Genomic DNA, 20,016 nt, shown 5'->3' with positions numbered 1-20,016 from the left:
TTAAATCGAAAATAGTTATAGCTTATACTGCAGGCATAAAAAACTTCAGGGACACAAGCCTCTAAAGGGATTTCCCTCGGTGTATCCCATACTAAACGTATAACTAGACGCATAAAAAAAGCACCCCATTTAAATCTGAGGTGCATGATTTCTCCATTCTTATCGAACGATTTATTCAGAACGATAGATATTATCGGCTTGTTCAAATTTCTCTTGAACTTCTTTTGAAGCAGGCGATTCAAGTGATAAAACATAAGTCACTATCCAGCAAGCAATAAAGCCAGGGATAATCTCATAAATAGGTGAATCAATATATTTCCAACCCACAACCACTAAAGAACCGACAATCATCCCTGCCACAGCAGCCACCGATGAAATGCGTTTTGAGAAAACAGATAGAATAACCACTGGTCCAAATGCAGCTCCAAAACCAGCCCATGCGTAAGAAACAACTTTTAAGACGCTACTATTTTCATCACGAGCAATGTAAATCGCGATTGCCGCAACCGCTAATACCATCGCACGGCCAATCCACACCAACTCTTTTTGAGAAGCTTTTGGTCTTAAGAAGCCTTTATAGAAATCCTCTGTAATCGCTGATGAAGACACTAATAATTGGCAACTTAATGTTGACATTACGGCTGCCAAAATAGCCGATAACAGCACACCCGCAATCCATGGATTAAACAAATCACGAGCTAAATACATAAAGATTTTTTCTGCATCGGCTGAACTAACAGGTTTATCATAGTAATAAGCAATACCAAAATAACCTACCGCAACCGCACCACCTAAGCACAAGAACATCCAAGTCATACCAATGCGACGAGCTGAAACCAATGATTTTTTGCTTTCTGCTGCCATAAAACGAGCCAAGATATGAGGTTGTCCAAAATAACCTAATCCCCACGCCGCCGCACTAATAATGCCAATAAAACTTGTTCCTGCCAACAAACTACTGTAATCTTTAGTTGTAACAGAAATAGCGTGTTCCATAGCTGACTGGAATTGATCGGCACCACCCAAGCTTAAATACACCATAATCGGTGTCAGAATCAATGCAAATAACATCAAGGTGGCTTGAACCGTATCTGTCCAGCTTACTGCCAAGAACCCACCGATAAAGGTATAAATAATCGTTGCTCCTGCACCTAACCACATCGCTTGGGTATAGCTAACATCAAACAACAACTGGAATAGCTTAGCACCCGCGATAATACCTGATGCACAATACAAAGTGAAAAAGACCAAAATCACCAAAGCTGAGACGACTTTGATCATCGGTGTGCGTGCACCAAAACGCTGGTAAAAATATTCTGGTAATGTTAACGCGTTATGATTTAACTCGGTATGAATACGCAAACGACCAGACACTAGTCGCCAGTTAAAATAAGCACCCACTAACAAACCAATCGCAATCCAAGACTCATTAAGACCCGATAAATAGATAGCACCTGGCAAACCCATTAAAAGCCAGCCAGACATATCTGAAGCACCAGCAGACATCGCGGTTACAAAACTACCTAGACTGCGACCACCCAAAATATAATCATCGAAATTACGTGTCGAAAAATAAGCGATAAAGCCAATTCCCAACACGAGGATAATGTACACAGCAAATGTAATATATAAAGGATTAAACATGGGGATTCCTTCTTCCTTTTAAATTAAATTTTCATCATGCTTCACTCATTGCCATGAGGCTTGCATTGCCACCCGCAGCGGTTGTATTGATACTGACACTGACCTCTTGGTACAAACGCAAATAATCAACTTCCTGCTGCGTTTCAATTAAGTGTACGATAGCCCCTTGAGAGTCTGCAAGACGCAAACGCTCTGCACTAGGGAAACTACCTAGCGATAAAACGTGGCTGACGTTGCTTAAAATCAACGAATGTTCTGTAACCGTTAAACCAGAAAACACTGATGAGTACTGGGCAACAGGATGATCAGGTAACACAAAGAACTTAAACCCTAACACCTGTAGTTGTACAGCGACTTTTAAAGCCTGTTCTAAATCACCACCATATAACCAAATACCTTTTGGTAATTCCCAATGCAAGGTATTCTCTTCACCTGTTGGCCCTTTTAATGTCGCGACAGCACCGTGAAGATGGTATGCCTTGGCTTGATTAACCGCCTCTTGCAAATACGCTTTATTCTGAATATTCGCATTTTGGTTTAATGAGTGAATCAAAGCATCTGCCGCTTTTTGATCAAACACAGCTTCTGTCGTGACAAGTGGTTTACGCCATTGTTTTGTATTGATCAAACGTTGTAAATAGAATGGACCGCCTGCTTTAGGTCCTGTACCCGATAAACCATGTCCACCGAAAGGTTGCACGCCTACCACAGCCCCTACGATATTGCGGTTCACATAGATATTACCCGCGTTAACGCGATCGATAATTTGTGCCACTGTTGCATCAATACGGCTATGTACACCATGTGTTAAGGCATAACCTTTAGCATTAATTTGATCAATTAAATTCAACAGATCCTCACTACGATAACGTATCACATGCAAGACGGGACCAAACACTTCTTTTTTCAACTCATTTAAATTATTTAATTCAATTAAAGTTGGCAACACGTAAGTGCCTTTGCTTTCAAGCGTATCCTGCATCTTAATTTGATGAACGTTTTTGGCCACTTTAGAAATATGTTGGATATGATCGTTAAGGTTTTTCTGTGCCTCTGCATCAATAACTGGGCCAATATCCGTATCCATATCAACAGGATTACCTACTTTAAGCTCGTTCATCGCATCTTTAATCATCTTCAAAGTACGATCTGCTACTTCTTCTTGTACGCATAAAATACGTAATGCAGAACAACGTTGACCTGCCGAATCAAAAGCAGAATTCAATACATCTACGCAGACTTGTTCTGGCAAAGCGGTACTGTCCACAATCATGGCATTTTGTCCGCCCGTTTCAGCAATTAAAAGAGGCTGATCATCGCGAGCTTTTAAGTTTTTATTGATTAATTTAGCAACTTCAGTTGATCCTGTAAAAATCACCCCTGCAATACGTGCATCGGATGTCAATGCGGCACCGACATCACCTGCCCCTAATATCAACTGCAACGCAGTCGTCGGCACACCTGCCTGATGCAACAAGGTGACCGCACGATGAGCAATTAAACTCGTTTGTTCAGCTGGTTTGGCCACCACGCTATTACCAACCACTAACGCAGCAACGGTTTGTCCAATAAAAATCGCCAATGGGAAATTCCATGGGCTAATCGTCACCACCGCCCCGACAGCTTGTGCATCAGCAGGTAAATGATGTTCTGCTTCATCTGCATAATAACGGCAAAAATCCACTGCTTCACGAATCTCAGCAATCGCGTTCGTTAAGGTTTTTCCAGCCTCACGAATCGCCAAGGCCATTAAAGAAGGCATGTGTTCTTCCATTAAATCAGCAAAACGACGCAAGCAATCTGCACGTTCTTTTACGGGTTTCGATGCCCATGCCGTCTGACCCGCAATAGCAGCTTCAATCACTTTAGAAACCACTTTTACATCCGAGAAAGTCGCTTGACCAACCTTATCATCATGATTAGCTGGATTTAACACCTCAACAGTTTTTGCTTGTTCATCTGCAACCGCTAATAATGAACTGGCTACATAATGAGGTTCAAAGGCATTCATCGCTTGTTCTAACTGTGCCAACGCTAACTCATTACTCAAATCAATTCCTAGTGAGTTATCGCGTGCCGATCCGTATAATTTTCTTGGCAAAGGTAGAGCTTGGTGCATTTTTCCTTGGTAAGTCTCTGCCACATCCAAAGGACATTTCACCAAATCATCAATACTGACTTTTTCATCGACTAATTGGTTCACAAAGGACGAGTTCGCCCCGTTTTCCAATAAACGTCTCACCAAATAAGCCAACAAGGTTTCATGCGTTCCTACTGGTGCATACACCCGTACACGGCGACCTAAATTCTTCTCACCGACGACTTGATCATATAAAGTCTCACCCATTCCGTGTAAACATTGGAATTCAAAATCCAATCCTTTGCCCATATGATAAATCGCACAAGCCGTGTAAGCGTTATGTGTGGCAAACTGAGGAAATACCGCGTCTTGAGCGGCTAATAATTTTCTAGCACACACCAAATATGATACATCTGTATGTGCTTTTCGAGTGTACACAGGGTATCCCTCTAAACCTTCTAATTGGGACCATTTAATTTCACTATCCCAATAAGCACCTTTAACTAAACGGATCATAAGTTTTTGACCATGGCGACGAGCAACGTCCACCAAATAATCGATAACGTATGGACAACGTTTCTGATAGGCCTGCACCACGATACCAATACCCTTGAAGCCTTTTAAATCTGGATCTTTAATCAATGATTCGATTAAATCAAGTGATAATTCCAAACGATTCGCTTCTTCTGCATCGATATTCAAACCAATATCGTATTGTTTTGCCAATAAGAAAAGTTCTTTCAAACGTGGCAACAACTCAGTCATCACACGTTCATGTTTTGCACGACTATAACGAGGATGAATCGCTGATAATTTCACCGAAATACCGTTGCCATCATAAACGCCTTTACCCGCTGATTGTTTTCCTATCGCATGAATCGCTTTGACATAATCTTGATAGTAACGCTGAGCATCTTCTGAAGTCATCGCCGCTTCGCCCAACATATCAAAGGAAAAACGATACCCCATTTTCTCTCTGGCCGCCCCGTTTTTAAGGGCTTCTTCAATCGTCTCACCTGTGACAAATTGTTTACCTAATAAACGCATGGCATGATTCACCGCTAAACGAATCAAAGGCTGCCCACCTTTTGCCACCACACGCGTTAAAGCACTGCTTAAACTGTTCTCACTTAACGAACTGGTTAACTTACCGGTAATAAATAATCCCCAAGCCGTTGAATTCACAAACAAAGAGGGGCTATGTCCTAAATGTTTTTTCCAATCACCGCCTGAAATCTTGTCTTGAATGAGTTTGTTACGCGTTTCTACATCGGGAATACGCAACAATGCTTCAGCCAAACACATCAAGGCAATTCCCTCTTCAGTAGAAAGCGTAAATTCGTGCATCAACGCATCAACACCTGACGCTTTTTTGCGATTTTCTCTTACCTTTAAAATTAATTCTTTTGCTTGTTTAGCAATCGTTACTTTTTCGTCTTCATTTAAAGGTTGTTGAGCTAATAACCACTGAACAGCCTTTGCTTCATCTGCACGATAGGCTTCAGTAATACGATTACGCAAGGCTTCCTGAGCGTGTGAAAACTTAAACATGTATCTTCCTTTTGAAAATTATTCAACGTTAAAATAAGGGGATGATTATTTCAACTCGTAGGTGTTATCTTTACAAAGCAAAAAGGATAACAAGAGAAATCATATACCCATCTCGTGATATAAAGGGAACAACAAGAAAAAATCTAGGGAAAACCCCTAGCACTTTTTTATATCATTTGACCATATAAACAAACCCAGCCCTCTTGAACCTCAAAAGATTGCAAGACTATCCAAGGAGCGTAGAATGCCTTAATTTCAGCTTCTTGACTATCTAAAATCCCAGATAGAATCAAAAAACCACCTTTGGCAACGCGATGGCACAGCAAAGGAGCCAACATCTTTAAGGGATTAGAGAGAATATTTGCCACCACGACATCAAATGTTTTATCAGCAGGCATCGCATCAGGTAAACAAAGTGTCATCGGCGTTTGATTCACCTGAGCATTATAGGTCGCAGCAGTAATGGCTTGTTCATCAATATCGGTGCCGTAAACTTCTTTGGCACCCAGCTTAGAAGCGATGATTCCTAAAATCCCAGAACCACAACCATAGTCTAATACCGACATACCAGACTGTAAATGTGCCTCTAGCCATTTAGCACATAAACGCGTAGTGGGATGACTACCTGTGCCAAAAGCCAACCCAGGATCAAGTTGTAAAGTTAGACTGCCAGACGGCACATCATCCAGACTATGCCAACTCGGTACAATCCAAATTTTTTCACCTATCTTAATGGGATCAAATTGGGATTGTGTTAGCCTCACCCAGTCTTCATCAGGTACTTCACGCCATTGGACATCTGATGCAGATAGCTCAAGGGCTTCTAACACTTGGTTTTCATCGACCTCATCGGGCCATAAAGACACAACGATATTCTTTTCCCAAGCATGAGTTTCAATTTCCATACCTGGTTCACCAAACATCGCTTGTTCAAACTCAGAATCTCGCTGTGCATCTTCAATAGAAACAGATAATGCCCCTGAGTCAAGCAAACGATCAGATAAGGCTTCTGCTTCACTCAAGGGGCATTCAATGACTAGCTCACGCATCAATCACTTCTCACGTTCAGATAGTTTTTTCTCGAGATAATGAATCGAAAAATCACCTTTGTTAAACGGACCATCTACCATAATATCTCGATGTAAAGGAATATTTGTACTGATTCCCTCCACCACCATTTCACTTAAAGCCGTACGCATACGAGCAATCGCTTGTTCACGATCGGCACCCCATGTGATGAGTTTACCAATCATCGAATCATAGTTAGGAGGTACTTTATATCCATTATAGACATGAGAATCCATGCGTACACCTGGACCACCTGGGGTATGCCATGTTTGGATCAAACCGGGGCATGGAATAAACGTATAAGGATCTTCAGCATTGATACGACATTCGATCGCGTGACCATTTAACTGAATATCTTCTTGTTTCAATGTCCATGGTTCTCCTGCAGCGATCAAAATCTGTTGACGAACCAAGTCCAATCCCGAAATCATCTCTGAAACTGTGTGTTCTACCTGAATTCGCGTATTCATTTCGATGAAATAGAAACGACCATCTTCATACAAAAATTCAAAGGTACCTGCACCGCGATATTTCATACGACGGCAAGCTTCTACACAACTTTCACCCACTTCGGCGATTAACGCTCTGTCAACACCTGGTGCGGGTGCTTCTTCAATCACTTTCTGGTGACGTCTTTGCATTGAGCAATCACGTTCACCAATCCATACCGCATGACCATGACCATCACCCAAAACCTGAATCTCGATGTGACGTGGTTTTTGGAGGAATTTTTCCATGTAAACTTCAGGATTATTGAACGCTGCCGCCGCTTCAGACTTTGTCAAACTCACTGATTTCAATAAGCTTGCCTCATCATGAACCACTCGCATACCACGTCCACCGCCACCGCCGGCAGCTTTAATAATGACGGGATAACCAATCTTACGAGCCGTTTCAAGAATGACTTTGTCATCATTCGGTAAGGCACCATCCGAACCTGGTACTACAGGAACACCCGCTTCAATCATGGCTTTTTTAGCACTTACCTTATCACCCATCATACGAATTGTGTCAGCACGTGGGCCAATAAAAGTAAAACCACTTCTTTCCACCTGTTCTGCAAAACTTGCGTTTTCAGACAAGAAACCATAACCGGGATGGATCGCTTCGGCATCAGTAACTTCTGCCGCAGCGATAATAGCAGGCATCTGTAAATAGCTTTTTAGTGGTGAAGCAGGCCCAATACATACCGATTCATCCGCTAAACGAACATACTTCGCATCACGATCCGCTTCCGAATACACGACGACTGTTTTGATACCTAACTCACGGCAAGCACGTTGGACACGCAACGCAATTTCACCGCGGTTAGCAATTAAAATCTTCTCAAACATATTATGCAATCACAAAAAGAGGTTGGCCGTATTCGACAGGTTCACCGTTTTCAACAAGAATTTGTTTAATCACGCCTGATTTATCTGCTTCAATCTCATTCATCAACTTCATGGCTTCAACGATACATAGCGTCTGCCCCTCTTTAACACTGGTACCCACTTCAACAAAAGCAGGAGCCGTTGGGTTAGGAGCACGATAGAAAGTACCTACCATAGGAGCCGTTACGACATGTCCACTTAATTCAGGTGCTGCAGGTGCTGCTGCTGGAGCAGGTGCCGCAGCGGGTGCTGATACCACTTGTGTCGCAGGCGCTTGGTAGAATTGAGTGGTGCTAGGTGCCACGGTTACCGGTGCGTTTTTCACAATACGAACTCTGTGATCTTCGCCTTCGTTAATTTCTAATTCACTGATATTAGAATCGGCCACCAAATCAATTAATGTTTTAAGTTTTCGTAAATCCATAATAGAACTCTCTCGATAAATTAAGCGTCAGTCGCTATGTAATTCAATGCAGACACATATCCCATCGAACCCAAACCGCAAATCACTCCCACCGCCTTATCGGACAAATAAGAATGATGACGAAAAGGTTCTCTTGCGTGTACATTTGATAGATGTACTTCAATAAAAGGAATATTTACCGCACTTAACGCATCGCGAATAGCAATGCTCGTGTGAGTGTAAGCCCCTGCATTGATAATAATAAAGTCAATCTTGCCCATCGCTTGATGAATGCGTTCGACCAAATCGCCTTCGTGGTTACTTTGGTAACATTCACAAACCACCCCTAAATGTTTAGCCTGTTCGTGCAACTCAGTTTCAATATCGGCTAATGTTTTAGAGCCGTAAACACCAGGTTCACGTATGCCTAACATATTTAGGTTCGGTCCATTTAGTACCAAAATTCGTTTCATAAGCTATTTGCAAATTAAAAATCAAAGTTTATTGTAAGTGATTTTAAGATAAATTAATAGCAACTTAAAGAAAAAAAGATACAAGTTACAGAAATAATCCCGATTTTTTCATCCTCATTATTTATTCTTTTTCATTCTGATGATGTTGAGTTTCCCTGCTTTTTTTAATTTTTTCAAAAAGAAATTGGTATTAAACGGCTGAAATGCTTAAAATACCTCAAGGAGAAAATTTATGCATATTCATATTTTAGGTATTTGCGGTACATTTATGGGCGGACTTGCTCTTATCGCTCGAGCGGCTGGACATAAAGTGACCGGATGTGATTTAAATGTCTATCCTCCCATGAGCACACAGTTAGAGGAACAAGGCATTCAGCTTATTCAAGGCTACGGAATCGAACAATTATCTTTGAACCCCGATTTATATATCATCGGTAATGCGGTCACACGTGGTAACCCTTTAATGGAAGAAATTCTGGATCGCCAATTACCTTACACCTCTGGCCCTCAGTGGTTAGGTGAGCATATTCTCAGTCATCGTCATGTACTGACCGTTGCAGGAACTCACGGCAAAACCACCACGAGTTCATTACTGGCTTGGATTCTAGAGTATGCGGGTCGATCGCCTAGTTTTTTAATTGGGGGCGTTCCTGAAAATTTTAAAATTTCGGCTCGTTTATCAACGGACAGCCTTTATTTTGTGATTGAGGCAGATGAATACGATACGGCATTCTTTGACAAACGTTCTAAATTTATTCACTATCATGGACGAACCGTTATTTTGAATAACCTAGAATATGATCATGCCGATATTTTCCCAAATTTAGAAGCGATCGAAACTCAGTTTCATCATATGGTAAGAACCATCGCACGAGAGGGATATATTATCTATCCAAGCCAAAGTGCTAGCTTACATCGCGTTATTGAGCGAGGTTGTTACTCTGATAAAACAACTTTTGGTGAATCAGGTGATTGGCAAATCCGTGACAGTAGCCCAGATGGTAGTGAATTTAATATTTACCACCATGATAAAAAACTAGGTCGTGTTAGCTGGTCATTGCAAGGACAACATAACCAGCACAATGCCTTAGCCGCTCTAATTGCCGCTCATCGCATTGGAATTGATATTGCACAAGCCATCGAGGCATTAAGCACGTTCCAAGGGATAAAACGACGCATGGAACTAAAAGGCAGTATTCGTCATATAGATATTTACGATGATTTTGCCCACCATCCTACTGCTATTGAAACAACCTTAAATGGCCTCAGAGCAAAGTTTCCCGAACGTCGCATTATTGCTGTCGTTGATCCGCATTCTAACACCATGAAACTCGGGGCAATGGCTGAAAAACTTCCCTCATCTTTAGAGGCTGCGGATATGGTCTTTTGCTTTCATGAAACACAAGGCAAACACCGCTTAAAATGGGAACCTCAAGAAGTCTTTAAGCATTTTAATCATCCATTTTATTGTTCACAACATATTGATGAACTCGTTCAGATGGTCGCCAGTACCGCAAAAGAACAAGACATTATCTTGGTCATGAGTAATGGAGGCTTTGGTGGATTTCACGAAAAACTATTACAGACACTTGAGAATCAGTCATAATGCCGATTATTTATTTACACGGATTTCGTTCGAATCATCTTTCTGAAAAAGCGGTTCTTACACAGACGGCCTGCTTAGAACACCATATTCCTTTTGCCTGCCCTGACTTAGATGCTGAACCTCAACAAGCCATCGCACAAATCCAAGAAATCGTGACTCAGAAGCAGTGGCATTGGTCGGATATATTATTAATCGGCTCTTCATTAGGAGGCTTTTACGCACGCTATTTAGCGAATGAACACGGTTGTCGTGCCGTATTTGTCAATCCTTGTGTTTTTGCCACTCGTGATTTAAGCACCCAATTACATCACAAAAAAGCCTTTAATGGCGTAGATGACTTTATTTTCAAACCTCATTTTCTTATACAATTACAACAGCTTTTTGTGAAGACTTTACACCATCCAGAACAACATCTTTTATTCGTGGGACAAAGCGATGAGGTATTGAATTGGCGAGAAATGTTATGGATGAATCAAGGCGTAAACACCATTATCAAAGCTAATGATACCCACCGCTTTGAATCTTACTCAAATTATTTAGCAGACATTATAAAAGCATACCAAAACGGATTTTTTACATGCAAGTAATATACGAAGATAGTGGCCAAATCAAATTAGGCACGGTAATCAGCGAAACAGAAAGTAAAGTACAGATTAAGACAGACTCTGGCAAAGACGCTAAAATTAAGCGTGCCAATATTATTTTCATGCACCCACAAATGCCTGAACAGATTTTTGAACAGGCCCAACAACTTGCCGATGCTATTGACATTCCGTTTTTATGGGAATGTGCCCCTAAAGAAGATTTCTCCGTCCAAGACATCGCTCAAGAATATTACGGACAAGATGGACAAAACATTCTTTATCAAGTAGCGATATTTTTGGCCTTACGTAATCATCCTATTTATTTTTATAAGAGCAGTAAAACCTCTTTTAAACCTGCTACTAAAGAAACGATTGATTTGGCTTTACAGGCGATTGCTAAGAAACAGCAACAACAGGCACTCATCGAGACATGGGCGAATGAACTGATTCATGATCGTGTGCCTGATGAAATTCGTCAAGTCGCCGAAACGTTTTTAGATCGTCCCGATAAAAATAGTTTAGAGTGGAAAGCCTTTGATTTAGCACTTGAGAAAACAGGCAGAAAACTAAACCGTTTTCTCATGCGACTAAATATCTATCCTCATGAACTTGCCTTACTCAAGGCCCAATACCTATTGCCTTTATTTCCTCAAGGCAAAGAATTACCTGACATCGAGATTCCCAAATACGAAGATCTTCCTGCATCTGACAGAATTGCTTATTCAGTTGACGATCCCGCTACTACCGAAATCGATGATGCATTTTCAGTTAAAGCCATTGGAAATAATATTTATGAATTTGGCATTCACATTGCCGCACCTGCTTTAGCGGTCACACCTGATAGCCCATTAGATAAAATCGCCCGCGATCGACAATCCACACTTTATCTACCTGGCGAAAAAGTATATATGCAACCTGAGCATTTGATCGATACGTTTTCCTTATTAGCAGGCAGACACAACCCCGCGGTATCGCTTTATGTCACCGCCAATATCGAAACGGGAGAAATATTAAAGACTACTTCTAAGATAGACACTGTTTTTGTTGAAACGAATTTCCATACCAACGTTATCGCTCAATCCTACACACGTGAGACATTGGCCGATCCAAACGTATCCTTACCTTGCGATCACGTGTTCAGACCCATTTGGCAACTTACCCAACATCTTCAAAAGAAACGTGAAGACTACAGAGGACGACCTGAATTTAACCATCGAAAAGAATTTACATTCAGTTTAGACGGATCTCCTGAAAACCCTGATAGTACCGTCATCTTAACGCCTAGATGGCGCGATGATCCGATTGATTTAATGGTGGCGGAAATGATGATTTTGGCAAACAGTACATGGGCTAAGTTATTGCATGAAGCCAATGTACCTGCGATTTATCGTTCACAAGAAGCGGGACGAACACGCACCAGCACTTACGCTAACCCACACGAAGGTGTTGGTGTTCCTTATTATGCTTGGTGTACCTCCCCATTACGTCGTTATCTTGATCTCATTAACCAAATGCAACTCATCAGTGTGATTAAACATGGGGTGTCAGCAAGACTTATCGCACCGTTTCAGCAGTCTAAACAACTGTATGGCATCATTCGTGAGTTTGATGAACGTTATGCTTTATATGCCGTCGCACAGGGACAATTTGAACGTTTCAGGGCATTAAAGTATATTCAACAAAACCAAGTCACCCAAGCGACGGCCACGGTTTTAAAAGATAATATCGTTCGATTAGATGAGATTCCTTTGAAGATGACCTTGCATGATTTACCTGATTTAGAACGACGAACACACATTCAAGTGGCATTAGGTGAGATTAATTTTCTTGACTTGTCCATTCAAGCCAGTTATCTCAACACCTTGAGTGATGAACAAACGTTTAACGATGACGAAGAAGACAACCTATAAAAAACCATAGCGTTTTACTTAAAAGAGGATTGAATATGATACATCTTGCCGTTATGGGTAACCCCATCGCACACAGTCGTTCACCTTTGCTACATCAGTATTTTGCCAAGTCTGCTGGTATCGATGTTCATTATGAAAAACAACTTGTTGCACTCGGGGAAATTGAATCGAGCATCACTGCATTTTTTCAAAACGGTGGCAAAGGCTGTAATATTACCCTGCCCTTTAAACAAGATGTCTATACATTTTTAAATCCTAAACTAACCGATCGTGCCTTATTATCAGGAAGCGTCAATACTGTTTTTATCCAAGATAACGCCTTATACGGCGACAATACAGACGGTGTGGGGTTGGTCAATGATATCAAACGTCAACTCGGAAAAACGGGCTTATCTGGTCAACGCATTCTTATTATTGGAGCAGGTGGCGCCACAAGAGGCGTAATTCCTAGCTTATTAGATGAGGGCATTACTCATCTTCATATCGCCAATCGTACTGTTTCAAAAGCGGCCAGCTTAATTGACTATTTTTCTCAACACTTAGAAAAATGGGCATCAAAGCCCACATTAAGTTTCAGTGCTATTAACGATGCACCGCCCTGCGATATTATCATCAACGCCAGTTCTAGCAGTCTAAGCCAAGAAGCCTTACCTTTGAATCCAGAAGTATTACAAAAAGCGAGCTTTGCTTACGATATGTTATATACCCGCGAAGGTCGCACTGCCTTTTTAGATCAATGCTCCTGCCCTAAAAGCGATGGATTAGGTATGTTGATTTACCAAGGTTTAGAAGCGTTTTCTATTTGGACAGGCCTACATCCCAGCATCCATTACGCTGAATTAGAACAGTTATTGAGAATGGATGGATGAGGCCAAGTAAAAAGAACGTTGGCGGTCTCTTGATAATTTTTGTCGTAAAAGGATAAATCTTTAGGTATTCATGAATGATCGTGTTGCTAGAGTCTTATTTGGGAACTCATGAATGATCGTGTTGCTAGGGGCTTATTTGGGAACTCATAGATGATCGTGACACAGCGATTTTATCAGCCACGCATCATGGATTCTGTCAACACCCAGCTTATTTGGACGCTGTCACTTATTTATTCTCATCACTTTTATTAGCGGCCAAGCTCACTTTCTTATAAAAACTACCGTTTAATTGAGTGGTGTGTAAATGATAGTCACGATATGCTTTAAAAACCACTGAATTAGGCGGTGTTGGATTGTTCCAAAAATCATTCAAACTTCCTTGATCAGTGATTCCTTGAAAATCATAATTCGCATGTCCCATCACTTTAACAGGCATATCATGCAATAAAGCTGATAAACCACTCGTGCTATTTATGGTCACCATGCCTTTGCCTTGTCGTAATAAAACAGGCATGGGAATATCATAAACATAATATAAGCGACCTTTGAGTTCTGGATAGCGATCCTGATATGTTTGAATAATAGTGCGATAACTACAAAATCCCCTATCCATGGGATGGTGTTTCACGATCAGTTTTAAGTGTTGGGGGGCATGGTGTACAAAAGAATCTAACACTTCGCATAAAAAATCATTCACACTATCATAATTCGAGTGAATTTTTACTTGACTATCACCACGCACTTGTAACGGAAGAATATAAAAATCCCCCAAACGTCCACGCTTAATCCACTGAGTCATAGGATATTCAGAGATATAGTGACACATTCGCTTCACACCCGAGATCATCCAATGTTTCGCATAATCAAACAAATTCGTATCACGATGATGTTGATAATAAGGATAATGTTCTTTACCTTTGTTCATGTGCCAGTAGTATTGCATCGCTAATCTTGCCATAGGAAAGAAGCCTGAAGCCAACGGTTCTGGATTTTTCATCTCAGAAAATTCTTGTGATAAGAAAAATTCCGAATCACGAGGTGTGGTGGCATCATCATTCACACCATTTTCTTCTAAAGTCACATAATGCGGTCTAAAATAACCCTCTTCAAACACCCAAAAAGAGCGTTGATACTGTTGACACCATGTTTTAGCAATACGATGATAAGGGCGATGATCACCAAAACAAATCACGCTATCAATATGGTGTTGCTCCATAAACATGTTTAAAAATGCTTCAAACCCATCAAGACCACCCACATAATCAAACACCTGTTCACCGTGATAAAAATAGGCATCTCCTGCATTCAAATTAATTTTGAACACAGACTTACCTTGAGCCGATAAATAAGTCGCTAGGTCTTTAAAAAACGGACCGATGGGACCTTGCAATAACAATACATTCTGCGTTTGTGCGAGCAATTTTTCTAAATTATGCATCATCTTAATATCTCTTATTTACCCACCACATTTTTGTTATTTGTTTGAGTTTGCTGATTTGTTTCGTTATCCATAAACGTTGAATTTTGACGACTGTCGATGTTTTAGATGCCCGTAAATACGAGATTACTTTTGATGCATGACTAAATTGATGTGTAACAGGATCCAAATACAAAGGATAATGTAATAAGGTTCCTGCAATGAGTTCGTTTAATTGCAATCGTTTACTTCGTCGAGTTTTTATCTCATCAGTAAGCACATAATCATGCGTTAACCCCCAAGCTGCATAAAACGGCAAGCCATAACAGCACACTTTCTTTCCTCGAATTAAAGCTTCAAAACCCGCTAAAGAAGTCAGTGTATGGATTTCATCGACTTGTTCAATACAATCCAAAATATTAACGTCTGACACGATAAGATCAGCATACTTTAAAACTTCGTTAGTCTCGATATGTCCAACACGATTACCACTCAGTACATCAGGGTGCGGTTTATAAATCACGTAATCATGTGGATTCAGCGATCTCACCGTTTCAAGCAAAGCTAAATTCGTTTTAATTTTTGGTGAACCATAAGTAATCGATGCATCATCTTCTACCTGACCAGTGACTAAAATCACTTTTTGATCCGTATCTGGACGCTGGAAACCTGTTTGTCCCACATTATATTTACCAATCTGTGCATCAATCAGTGCCTGTTGAATTTTTTCTGCCTCGATTAATTCATCTGACGTAAAAACAGTATGTTCAAGAATATGCTCCAACCGTGACGTTGACTGAGCATTAAAGTAGATACCTTTATCATCTATCACTAAAGATAAAGGCGCCACCAAATTAGAACCCAATCCAACCGAACGAATAAAGCCATCTTCCATTCGAATAACAGACAGATGTTTTTCATGAGCAAAGTCTAATAATGAAGACTGACCTTGTCCCCAGACTAATAGCTTAGCATCCGATGGAAGCACCTTTTTACTTAATTTTTTTAACGAAGAAACAAAGTGCAATCGACAAGCTGGAAAATTTAAAAACGGACGGATAACGGCTTTTTTCCATAACGACAACCCAACTGCATACACATCACCTGCTAATCGCTGGTTATATCTTTTCTTTTGATGCAAATAATCAATCACATCAAAAACACTGCCTCGTTCATGCGTAATGGGATTTAAATAACGAGCATACTGCATATACGCCGCATGGAATAACTGTAAGCACGAACGTTTCGCACGACGATGAGATTGAGCCAACTCAACGGCAAGAGGATGACGATCATCTGTCAATCCCCATCCCGCATACCATGGCACACCAAATGTCACCACTTCTTTATCTAACATCAAAGCTTCAAAACCCATCTGTGATGTCACACAGTAAACCTTATCTACCGCTTCTAATAAAGAAATCGGATGATACGATTCACTGATGATCGTAATATTGGGATGCTGAGGTAAAGAAGAAAAATAACCACGTTTCTTACCGCTTAATACATCAGGATGCACTTTTAACCAAATATCCGCATGAGGATTTTCAAGTATCGCAGCCGTAAGCATTTGATCAAATGTCTCGGCACTCGCACCCCCATAACGAACGGCCATATCACCGAATGTTTGATCCACAACGAGTACCACAGGACGATTCTTGGGTTTTGCATCATCAGGAAAATCCAAGGCATGATTGTATTTTGATAAACGATAACGTCGTATTAAAGACAAAGCCCGTTGTGCCTCTGATAAATCTTCTTGGCCATCACACTCTAAAATCAACTGCTCTAATTTTGATGGACGAGACGTATCATAATAAATCCCTACCTCATCATAAACGAGTGACAAAGGCGGATCACCGTTTACCCCCAAATCCAACGAACGCAAAAAACCATCTTCTAATAAAGCATAAGACTGTTGATAATAGCTTGCAAAATATCTAGCACGCTTTCCACTTTTTTTATTTCCCCAGCCAAGTAAAATTTTATTTTTTATATTTAATCCAATATTGATATTAGAATCTAAAAAAAGAGAAAAATAATCCCGATTTTTGCATAACCCAACATCCAAGGGCGTAATAACATATTGGTTTATCATAGAGCTACCGCAATTTAACAACATCAATTATTTGTTTTAATCTATGTCTCCAAGTATGATTATTAGCAACATATTCAGCGGCACTTCGAGCACGTTCTAAATCACTATTTGTCGGACCATATTTCAATCTGTTAAACAAATCGTACATTTCTTCTTCGGAGTGAACGATATGGCAGTATTCATTAAATAAGGTATTAACTGACAATGATGGAGTTGTTACTGCAATACCACCACAGGCCATAATTTCTATCAATCGACGAGAAAACATCGTAGGTGAATCAATTACAGTATTAACATTTAAAGATACTAAATAATCTTTATAAATTGATGATGTCTCATAATAACTAATAGCAGGATAAATTTTTATATCATCAATATTCGGATAACGATAATTTTGTGATTTTCTATTTGAATTTCTATCAAATACAACTAATCCCAAACCACTTTCTAATGCATTCTTAAATAAACTATTTTGCCATTTTCTTCTAATATCATGAATATGACGACTATAACTACCAACAAAATTCGCACTATTATATTTAAAATTGAATCCTGAAAATGAATGAATTTTAGGTTGAACCGCAAACATCAAGGTGTTTATCGAAGCATTTTCTCCCATAACTGCTTTATATTTTGAAATACTATTTTCATCAACCGTAAACACATGATCAAAATGCTTTGCGGAATCAATGAATCTGTCAAAATGTACACCATCTTCTTTGTTCCAAAAAACAGTAGGAATTCCTTTATCTTTTGATTTTTCTACTAGTCGTATTAATTTTTCATTTGTATGATTAGGGTAAGAAGCTATTTTATATTTCCAACGATTTTTATAACCTTTCCAAGCAGATTCAACAAATAGCATTGATGGTCTTTTTTTCTGTAATATGAACCAAAACTCTTTAACCGTAAGATTATTTTCTAAACAAAGTGAACAGCTAGTCAATTCATCACTAATTAAATAAATATTCATGACAAAGTAACAACCTTGCTATTAACAAATTGTTCTGCGACAGATAAATTTTTAAACCATAAAAAATCTTTTAAAATTAACCTACAGGCTTTTCCCCATTGCCATGGCTCTAAATTTCTATTTGATTTAATTTCTAATGAGATATTAATATTATCATTAGAGACATTTATATATTTAAAAAGAATATTTTTATTATCTCCCATGTTAATTTTCTCAGTCTTGTCATTTACTGACAAATAAACGTCAAATCTTTCTTCTAGTTTTTCACTACAATAAGGAATATTTAACTTAAAACAAAGAACAGAATAATTCAAATAAGAAGGAATATTTAATATAATCTTGCAACCGTCCCCTTTTAATAGAGGGTTCTTTATAAAATAAAAATCTAACATTTTGTTATTTAATGTATATGCAATGTCTTTTTCAGTAAGACTATTAATTAACTGAAAATCAACATTTTCAACATATATTCTACGAGGAGAACTTTGCAGATTATTTACCCCCATTCTATTAGAAATCAAACGTTGAGAAAAAAACATTGGGTCTATAATACCTTTTATTTCTTTAATTATTGGTAATACATTCTTATTAAAATATACTACCTCGTTACCTGCCTTTTTCTCTTTTGGCGCTATTTTTGATGGCAATATCCGACTTAATTGTTTAATTGAATATTGGTAGAGAGAAGATGGATAGATTTTTTTTAAAATATCATAATAAAAACAATCTTCATGGAATAAATTAGCATCTTCACGATAAAAATCTACCAATAAATTAAAATTAATCTGTGCCTGTTCACTTTTAAATGACACTTTTCTTTCATATAATGAATTCAATATAAATTTAAAAGAATCAAAATGCAGAAAAAATGTAGATCCTTGAATAAAGCTACCTTTCGGTTGCAAAGATATTTTTTCTATTATTTTTTTTATCCATTTAGATTCGCTAAAAAACCAGTCCATATCTATATCATTTTGTTTCAAATTATAGTACATAGAATACAGAACAAATTCTCCACATTTGCTACAAGAACAACACCACTTTTCGTTAGGGTTGACTGTAGATTCACACATTACTAATGTTTTATAAAAATCTGGTTTTGTTTTTACTAAGTATCCAAAACTAGATAGTTCAGTCATGTGTTGATTGGCATTAAAAATATTTAATTCATTTTGAGCAAAAAATAAAGAATAAAAATTACTAATATATTCTATGTAAGAATGTTGAGATCTTTTGAAACCAAATTGTTTTTCTCCTTCTTTAGATACAAAATAATGGCAGTATTCATAACTAAAAGTAATAAATTGAAACAAATTTAACCATACCAAAACTCCTAAAGGGGCAAAATAAAGTTCCAAATGATAATTATTAATAATTTCTCTGGCATTTGTCCTTATTTTAATGACATCCACATTATACTGGTTCAAGATTTGTTCTAAAATAAGGCTGTCTCTTCTTTTTTCCAACTCTTTTTCATTAACATGAGAACTGGGAATCACAAAAGATATTAAACTTATGTTATCGATATTGGGATGTTTACTAAAAAAATCTAATGCATAATAAGAATCTTTACCACCACCATACAATATCCCCATATTTCCAATTGCTTTACTTGAATTACATTTTAAAATGTCAACATCCTTAGTATTAGAAAAATAAACATTTTCCAAATTATGATAAGACAACCAAAATCGCACTAGTTTTTCAGGAATAGGATCAGCAGTAACAATTATTGTATCGTATTCCACCACTTTTAATTTATTTAGCAATAATCCAATTATGGTGCTATAGTGAACTTCAATTGGAACATTATCAAGGTCAACCAGCCCATCATAGTCTACATACATACTGTCAATAGAAGGATTAATATCGTAATCAATTTTCCAATTAAAAGTTACGACACTTCCATTAATTATTGGTTTTTCTATATACAAAAAATTAGTGAATGAGCGACTTATTCTCATTTA

General features: G+C 38.8%; 14 protein-coding genes. 4 read left to right on the top strand and 10 right to left on the bottom strand.

What is annotated here, in order from left to right:
• Positions 1 to 171 precede the first annotated feature (171 nt).
• From putP to aroQ, 6 genes are all read right to left on the bottom strand, one after another.
• The gene (gene putP / locus IX83_RS02205; protein ID WP_038498710.1) at positions 172 to 1,644 is read right to left on the bottom strand and encodes a sodium/proline symporter PutP; all 1,473 of its coding nucleotides are present in this window, start codon (positions 1,642 to 1,644) and stop codon (positions 172 to 174) included.
• Positions 1,645 to 1,678: 34 nt separating this feature from the next.
• Positions 1,679 to 5,275, bottom strand: a complete 3,597-nt coding sequence (gene putA, locus IX83_RS02200; protein WP_038498707.1) for a bifunctional proline dehydrogenase/L-glutamate gamma-semialdehyde dehydrogenase PutA — start codon at positions 5,273 to 5,275, stop codon at positions 1,679 to 1,681.
• Positions 5,276 to 5,442: 167 nt separating this feature from the next.
• Positions 5,443 to 6,324, bottom strand: coding sequence for a 50S ribosomal protein L11 methyltransferase (gene prmA, locus IX83_RS02195; protein WP_038498704.1), 882 nt, complete (start codon positions 6,322 to 6,324; stop codon positions 5,443 to 5,445).
• A gap of 3 nt (positions 6,325 to 6,327) precedes the next feature.
• Positions 6,328 to 7,677, bottom strand: a complete 1,350-nt coding sequence (gene accC / locus IX83_RS02190; protein WP_038498701.1) for an acetyl-CoA carboxylase biotin carboxylase subunit — start codon at positions 7,675 to 7,677, stop codon at positions 6,328 to 6,330.
• Position 7,678: 1 nt separating this feature from the next.
• The gene (gene accB, locus IX83_RS02185) at positions 7,679 to 8,140 is read right to left on the bottom strand and encodes an acetyl-CoA carboxylase biotin carboxyl carrier protein (RefSeq protein ID WP_038498697.1); all 462 of its coding nucleotides are present in this window, start codon (positions 8,138 to 8,140) and stop codon (positions 7,679 to 7,681) included.
• Between the two features lie 20 nt (positions 8,141 to 8,160).
• Positions 8,161 to 8,592 (bottom strand): type II 3-dehydroquinate dehydratase, encoded by a 432-nt coding sequence (gene aroQ, locus IX83_RS02180; protein ID WP_038498694.1) that lies wholly within the window; start codon positions 8,590 to 8,592, stop codon positions 8,161 to 8,163.
• 232 nt (positions 8,593 to 8,824) lie between these two features.
• Between aroQ and mpl the strand changes: the two genes are divergently transcribed.
• Genes mpl through aroE form a run of 4 tightly spaced genes read left to right on the top strand, consistent with a single transcriptional unit; the run spans position 8,825 to position 13,561 of the window.
• Positions 8,825 to 10,198 carry a UDP-N-acetylmuramate:L-alanyl-gamma-D-glutamyl-meso-diaminopimelate ligase gene (gene mpl / locus IX83_RS02175; RefSeq protein WP_038498691.1) on the top strand — a complete coding sequence of 458 codons (1,374 nt, stop codon included), beginning with the start codon at positions 8,825 to 8,827 and terminating at the stop codon, positions 10,196 to 10,198.
• Positions 10,198 to 10,785, top strand: coding sequence for a YqiA/YcfP family alpha/beta fold hydrolase (locus IX83_RS02170; RefSeq protein ID WP_051919085.1), 588 nt, complete (start codon positions 10,198 to 10,200; stop codon positions 10,783 to 10,785). Before mpl ends, IX83_RS02170 begins: the two co-directional genes overlap by 1 nt.
• Positions 10,776 to 12,692 (top strand): ribonuclease catalytic domain-containing protein, encoded by a 1,917-nt coding sequence (locus IX83_RS02165; RefSeq protein WP_051919084.1) that lies wholly within the window; start codon positions 10,776 to 10,778, stop codon positions 12,690 to 12,692. Before IX83_RS02170 ends, IX83_RS02165 begins: the two co-directional genes overlap by 10 nt.
• Before the next feature lie 35 nt (positions 12,693 to 12,727).
• A complete protein-coding gene (gene aroE / locus IX83_RS02160) occupies positions 12,728 to 13,561 on the top strand; it encodes a shikimate dehydrogenase (protein WP_038498688.1) in 834 nt (277 codons plus the stop codon).
• Between the two features lie 226 nt (positions 13,562 to 13,787).
• On the opposite strand, the gene IX83_RS02155 is transcribed toward aroE, so the two are convergent.
• The 4 genes from IX83_RS02155 to IX83_RS02140 are packed head-to-tail and all read right to left on the bottom strand — an operon-like array spanning position 13,788 to position 20,013.
• A complete protein-coding gene (locus IX83_RS02155) occupies positions 13,788 to 15,002 on the bottom strand; it encodes a capsule biosynthesis protein (protein ID WP_038498685.1) in 1,215 nt (404 codons plus the stop codon).
• Between the two features lies 1 nt (position 15,003).
• On the bottom strand, positions 15,004 to 17,076 hold the full coding sequence (locus IX83_RS02150; protein WP_077315921.1) for a capsular polysaccharide biosynthesis protein: 2,073 nt from the start codon (positions 17,074 to 17,076) through the stop codon (positions 15,004 to 15,006).
• 4 nt (positions 17,077 to 17,080) lie between these two features.
• Positions 17,081 to 18,049, bottom strand: a complete 969-nt coding sequence (locus IX83_RS02145; protein ID WP_038498682.1) for a CgeB family protein — start codon at positions 18,047 to 18,049, stop codon at positions 17,081 to 17,083.
• Complete coding sequence (locus tag IX83_RS02140) at positions 18,046 to 20,013, bottom strand: hypothetical protein (protein WP_038498679.1); 1,968 nt, start codon at positions 20,011 to 20,013, stop codon at positions 18,046 to 18,048. Before IX83_RS02140 ends, IX83_RS02145 begins: the two co-directional genes overlap by 4 nt.
• Between the last annotated feature and the right edge of the window lie 3 nt (positions 20,014 to 20,016).

It is taken from the genome of Basilea psittacipulmonis DSM 24701 (assembly GCF_000743945.1).
GTDB classification, from domain to species: domain Bacteria; phylum Pseudomonadota; class Gammaproteobacteria; order Burkholderiales; family Burkholderiaceae_B; genus Basilea; species Basilea psittacipulmonis.
Note: the sequence above shows the minus strand (reverse complement) of the source record. Positions and strands in the feature narration are given on the sequence as shown.

Excerpts from the sequence above, each read along its gene's own strand:
- putP (WP_038498710.1), bottom strand. The coding sequence starts at position 1,644 with ATGTTTAATCCTTTATATATTACATTTGCTGTGTACATTATCCTCGTG.
- IX83_RS02155 (WP_038498685.1), bottom strand. The coding sequence starts at position 15,002 with ATGATGCATAATTTAGAAAAATTGCTCGCACAAACGCAGAATGTATTG.
- mpl (WP_038498691.1), top strand. The coding sequence starts at position 8,825 with ATGCATATTCATATTTTAGGTATTTGCGGTACATTTATGGGCGGACTT.
- accC (WP_038498701.1), bottom strand. The coding sequence starts at position 7,677 with ATGTTTGAGAAGATTTTAATTGCTAACCGCGGTGAAATTGCGTTGCGT.
- IX83_RS02140 (WP_038498679.1), bottom strand. The coding sequence starts at position 20,013 with ATGAGAATAAGTCGCTCATTCACTAATTTTTTGTATATAGAAAAACCA.
- accB (WP_038498697.1), bottom strand. The coding sequence starts at position 8,140 with ATGGATTTACGAAAACTTAAAACATTAATTGATTTGGTGGCCGATTCT.
- IX83_RS02170 (WP_051919085.1), top strand. The coding sequence starts at position 10,198 with ATGCCGATTATTTATTTACACGGATTTCGTTCGAATCATCTTTCTGAA.
- aroE (WP_038498688.1), top strand. The coding sequence starts at position 12,728 with ATGATACATCTTGCCGTTATGGGTAACCCCATCGCACACAGTCGTTCA.
- IX83_RS02150 (WP_077315921.1), bottom strand. The coding sequence starts at position 17,076 with ATGATAAACCAATATGTTATTACGCCCTTGGATGTTGGGTTATGCAAA.
- prmA (WP_038498704.1), bottom strand. The coding sequence starts at position 6,324 with ATGCGTGAGCTAGTCATTGAATGCCCCTTGAGTGAAGCAGAAGCCTTA.
- aroQ (WP_038498694.1), bottom strand. The coding sequence starts at position 8,592 with ATGAAACGAATTTTGGTACTAAATGGACCGAACCTAAATATGTTAGGC.
- IX83_RS02165 (WP_051919084.1), top strand. The coding sequence starts at position 10,776 with ATGCAAGTAATATACGAAGATAGTGGCCAAATCAAATTAGGCACGGTA.
- IX83_RS02145 (WP_038498682.1), bottom strand. The coding sequence starts at position 18,049 with ATGAATATTTATTTAATTAGTGATGAATTGACTAGCTGTTCACTTTGT.
- putA (WP_038498707.1), bottom strand. The coding sequence starts at position 5,275 with ATGTTTAAGTTTTCACACGCTCAGGAAGCCTTGCGTAATCGTATTACT.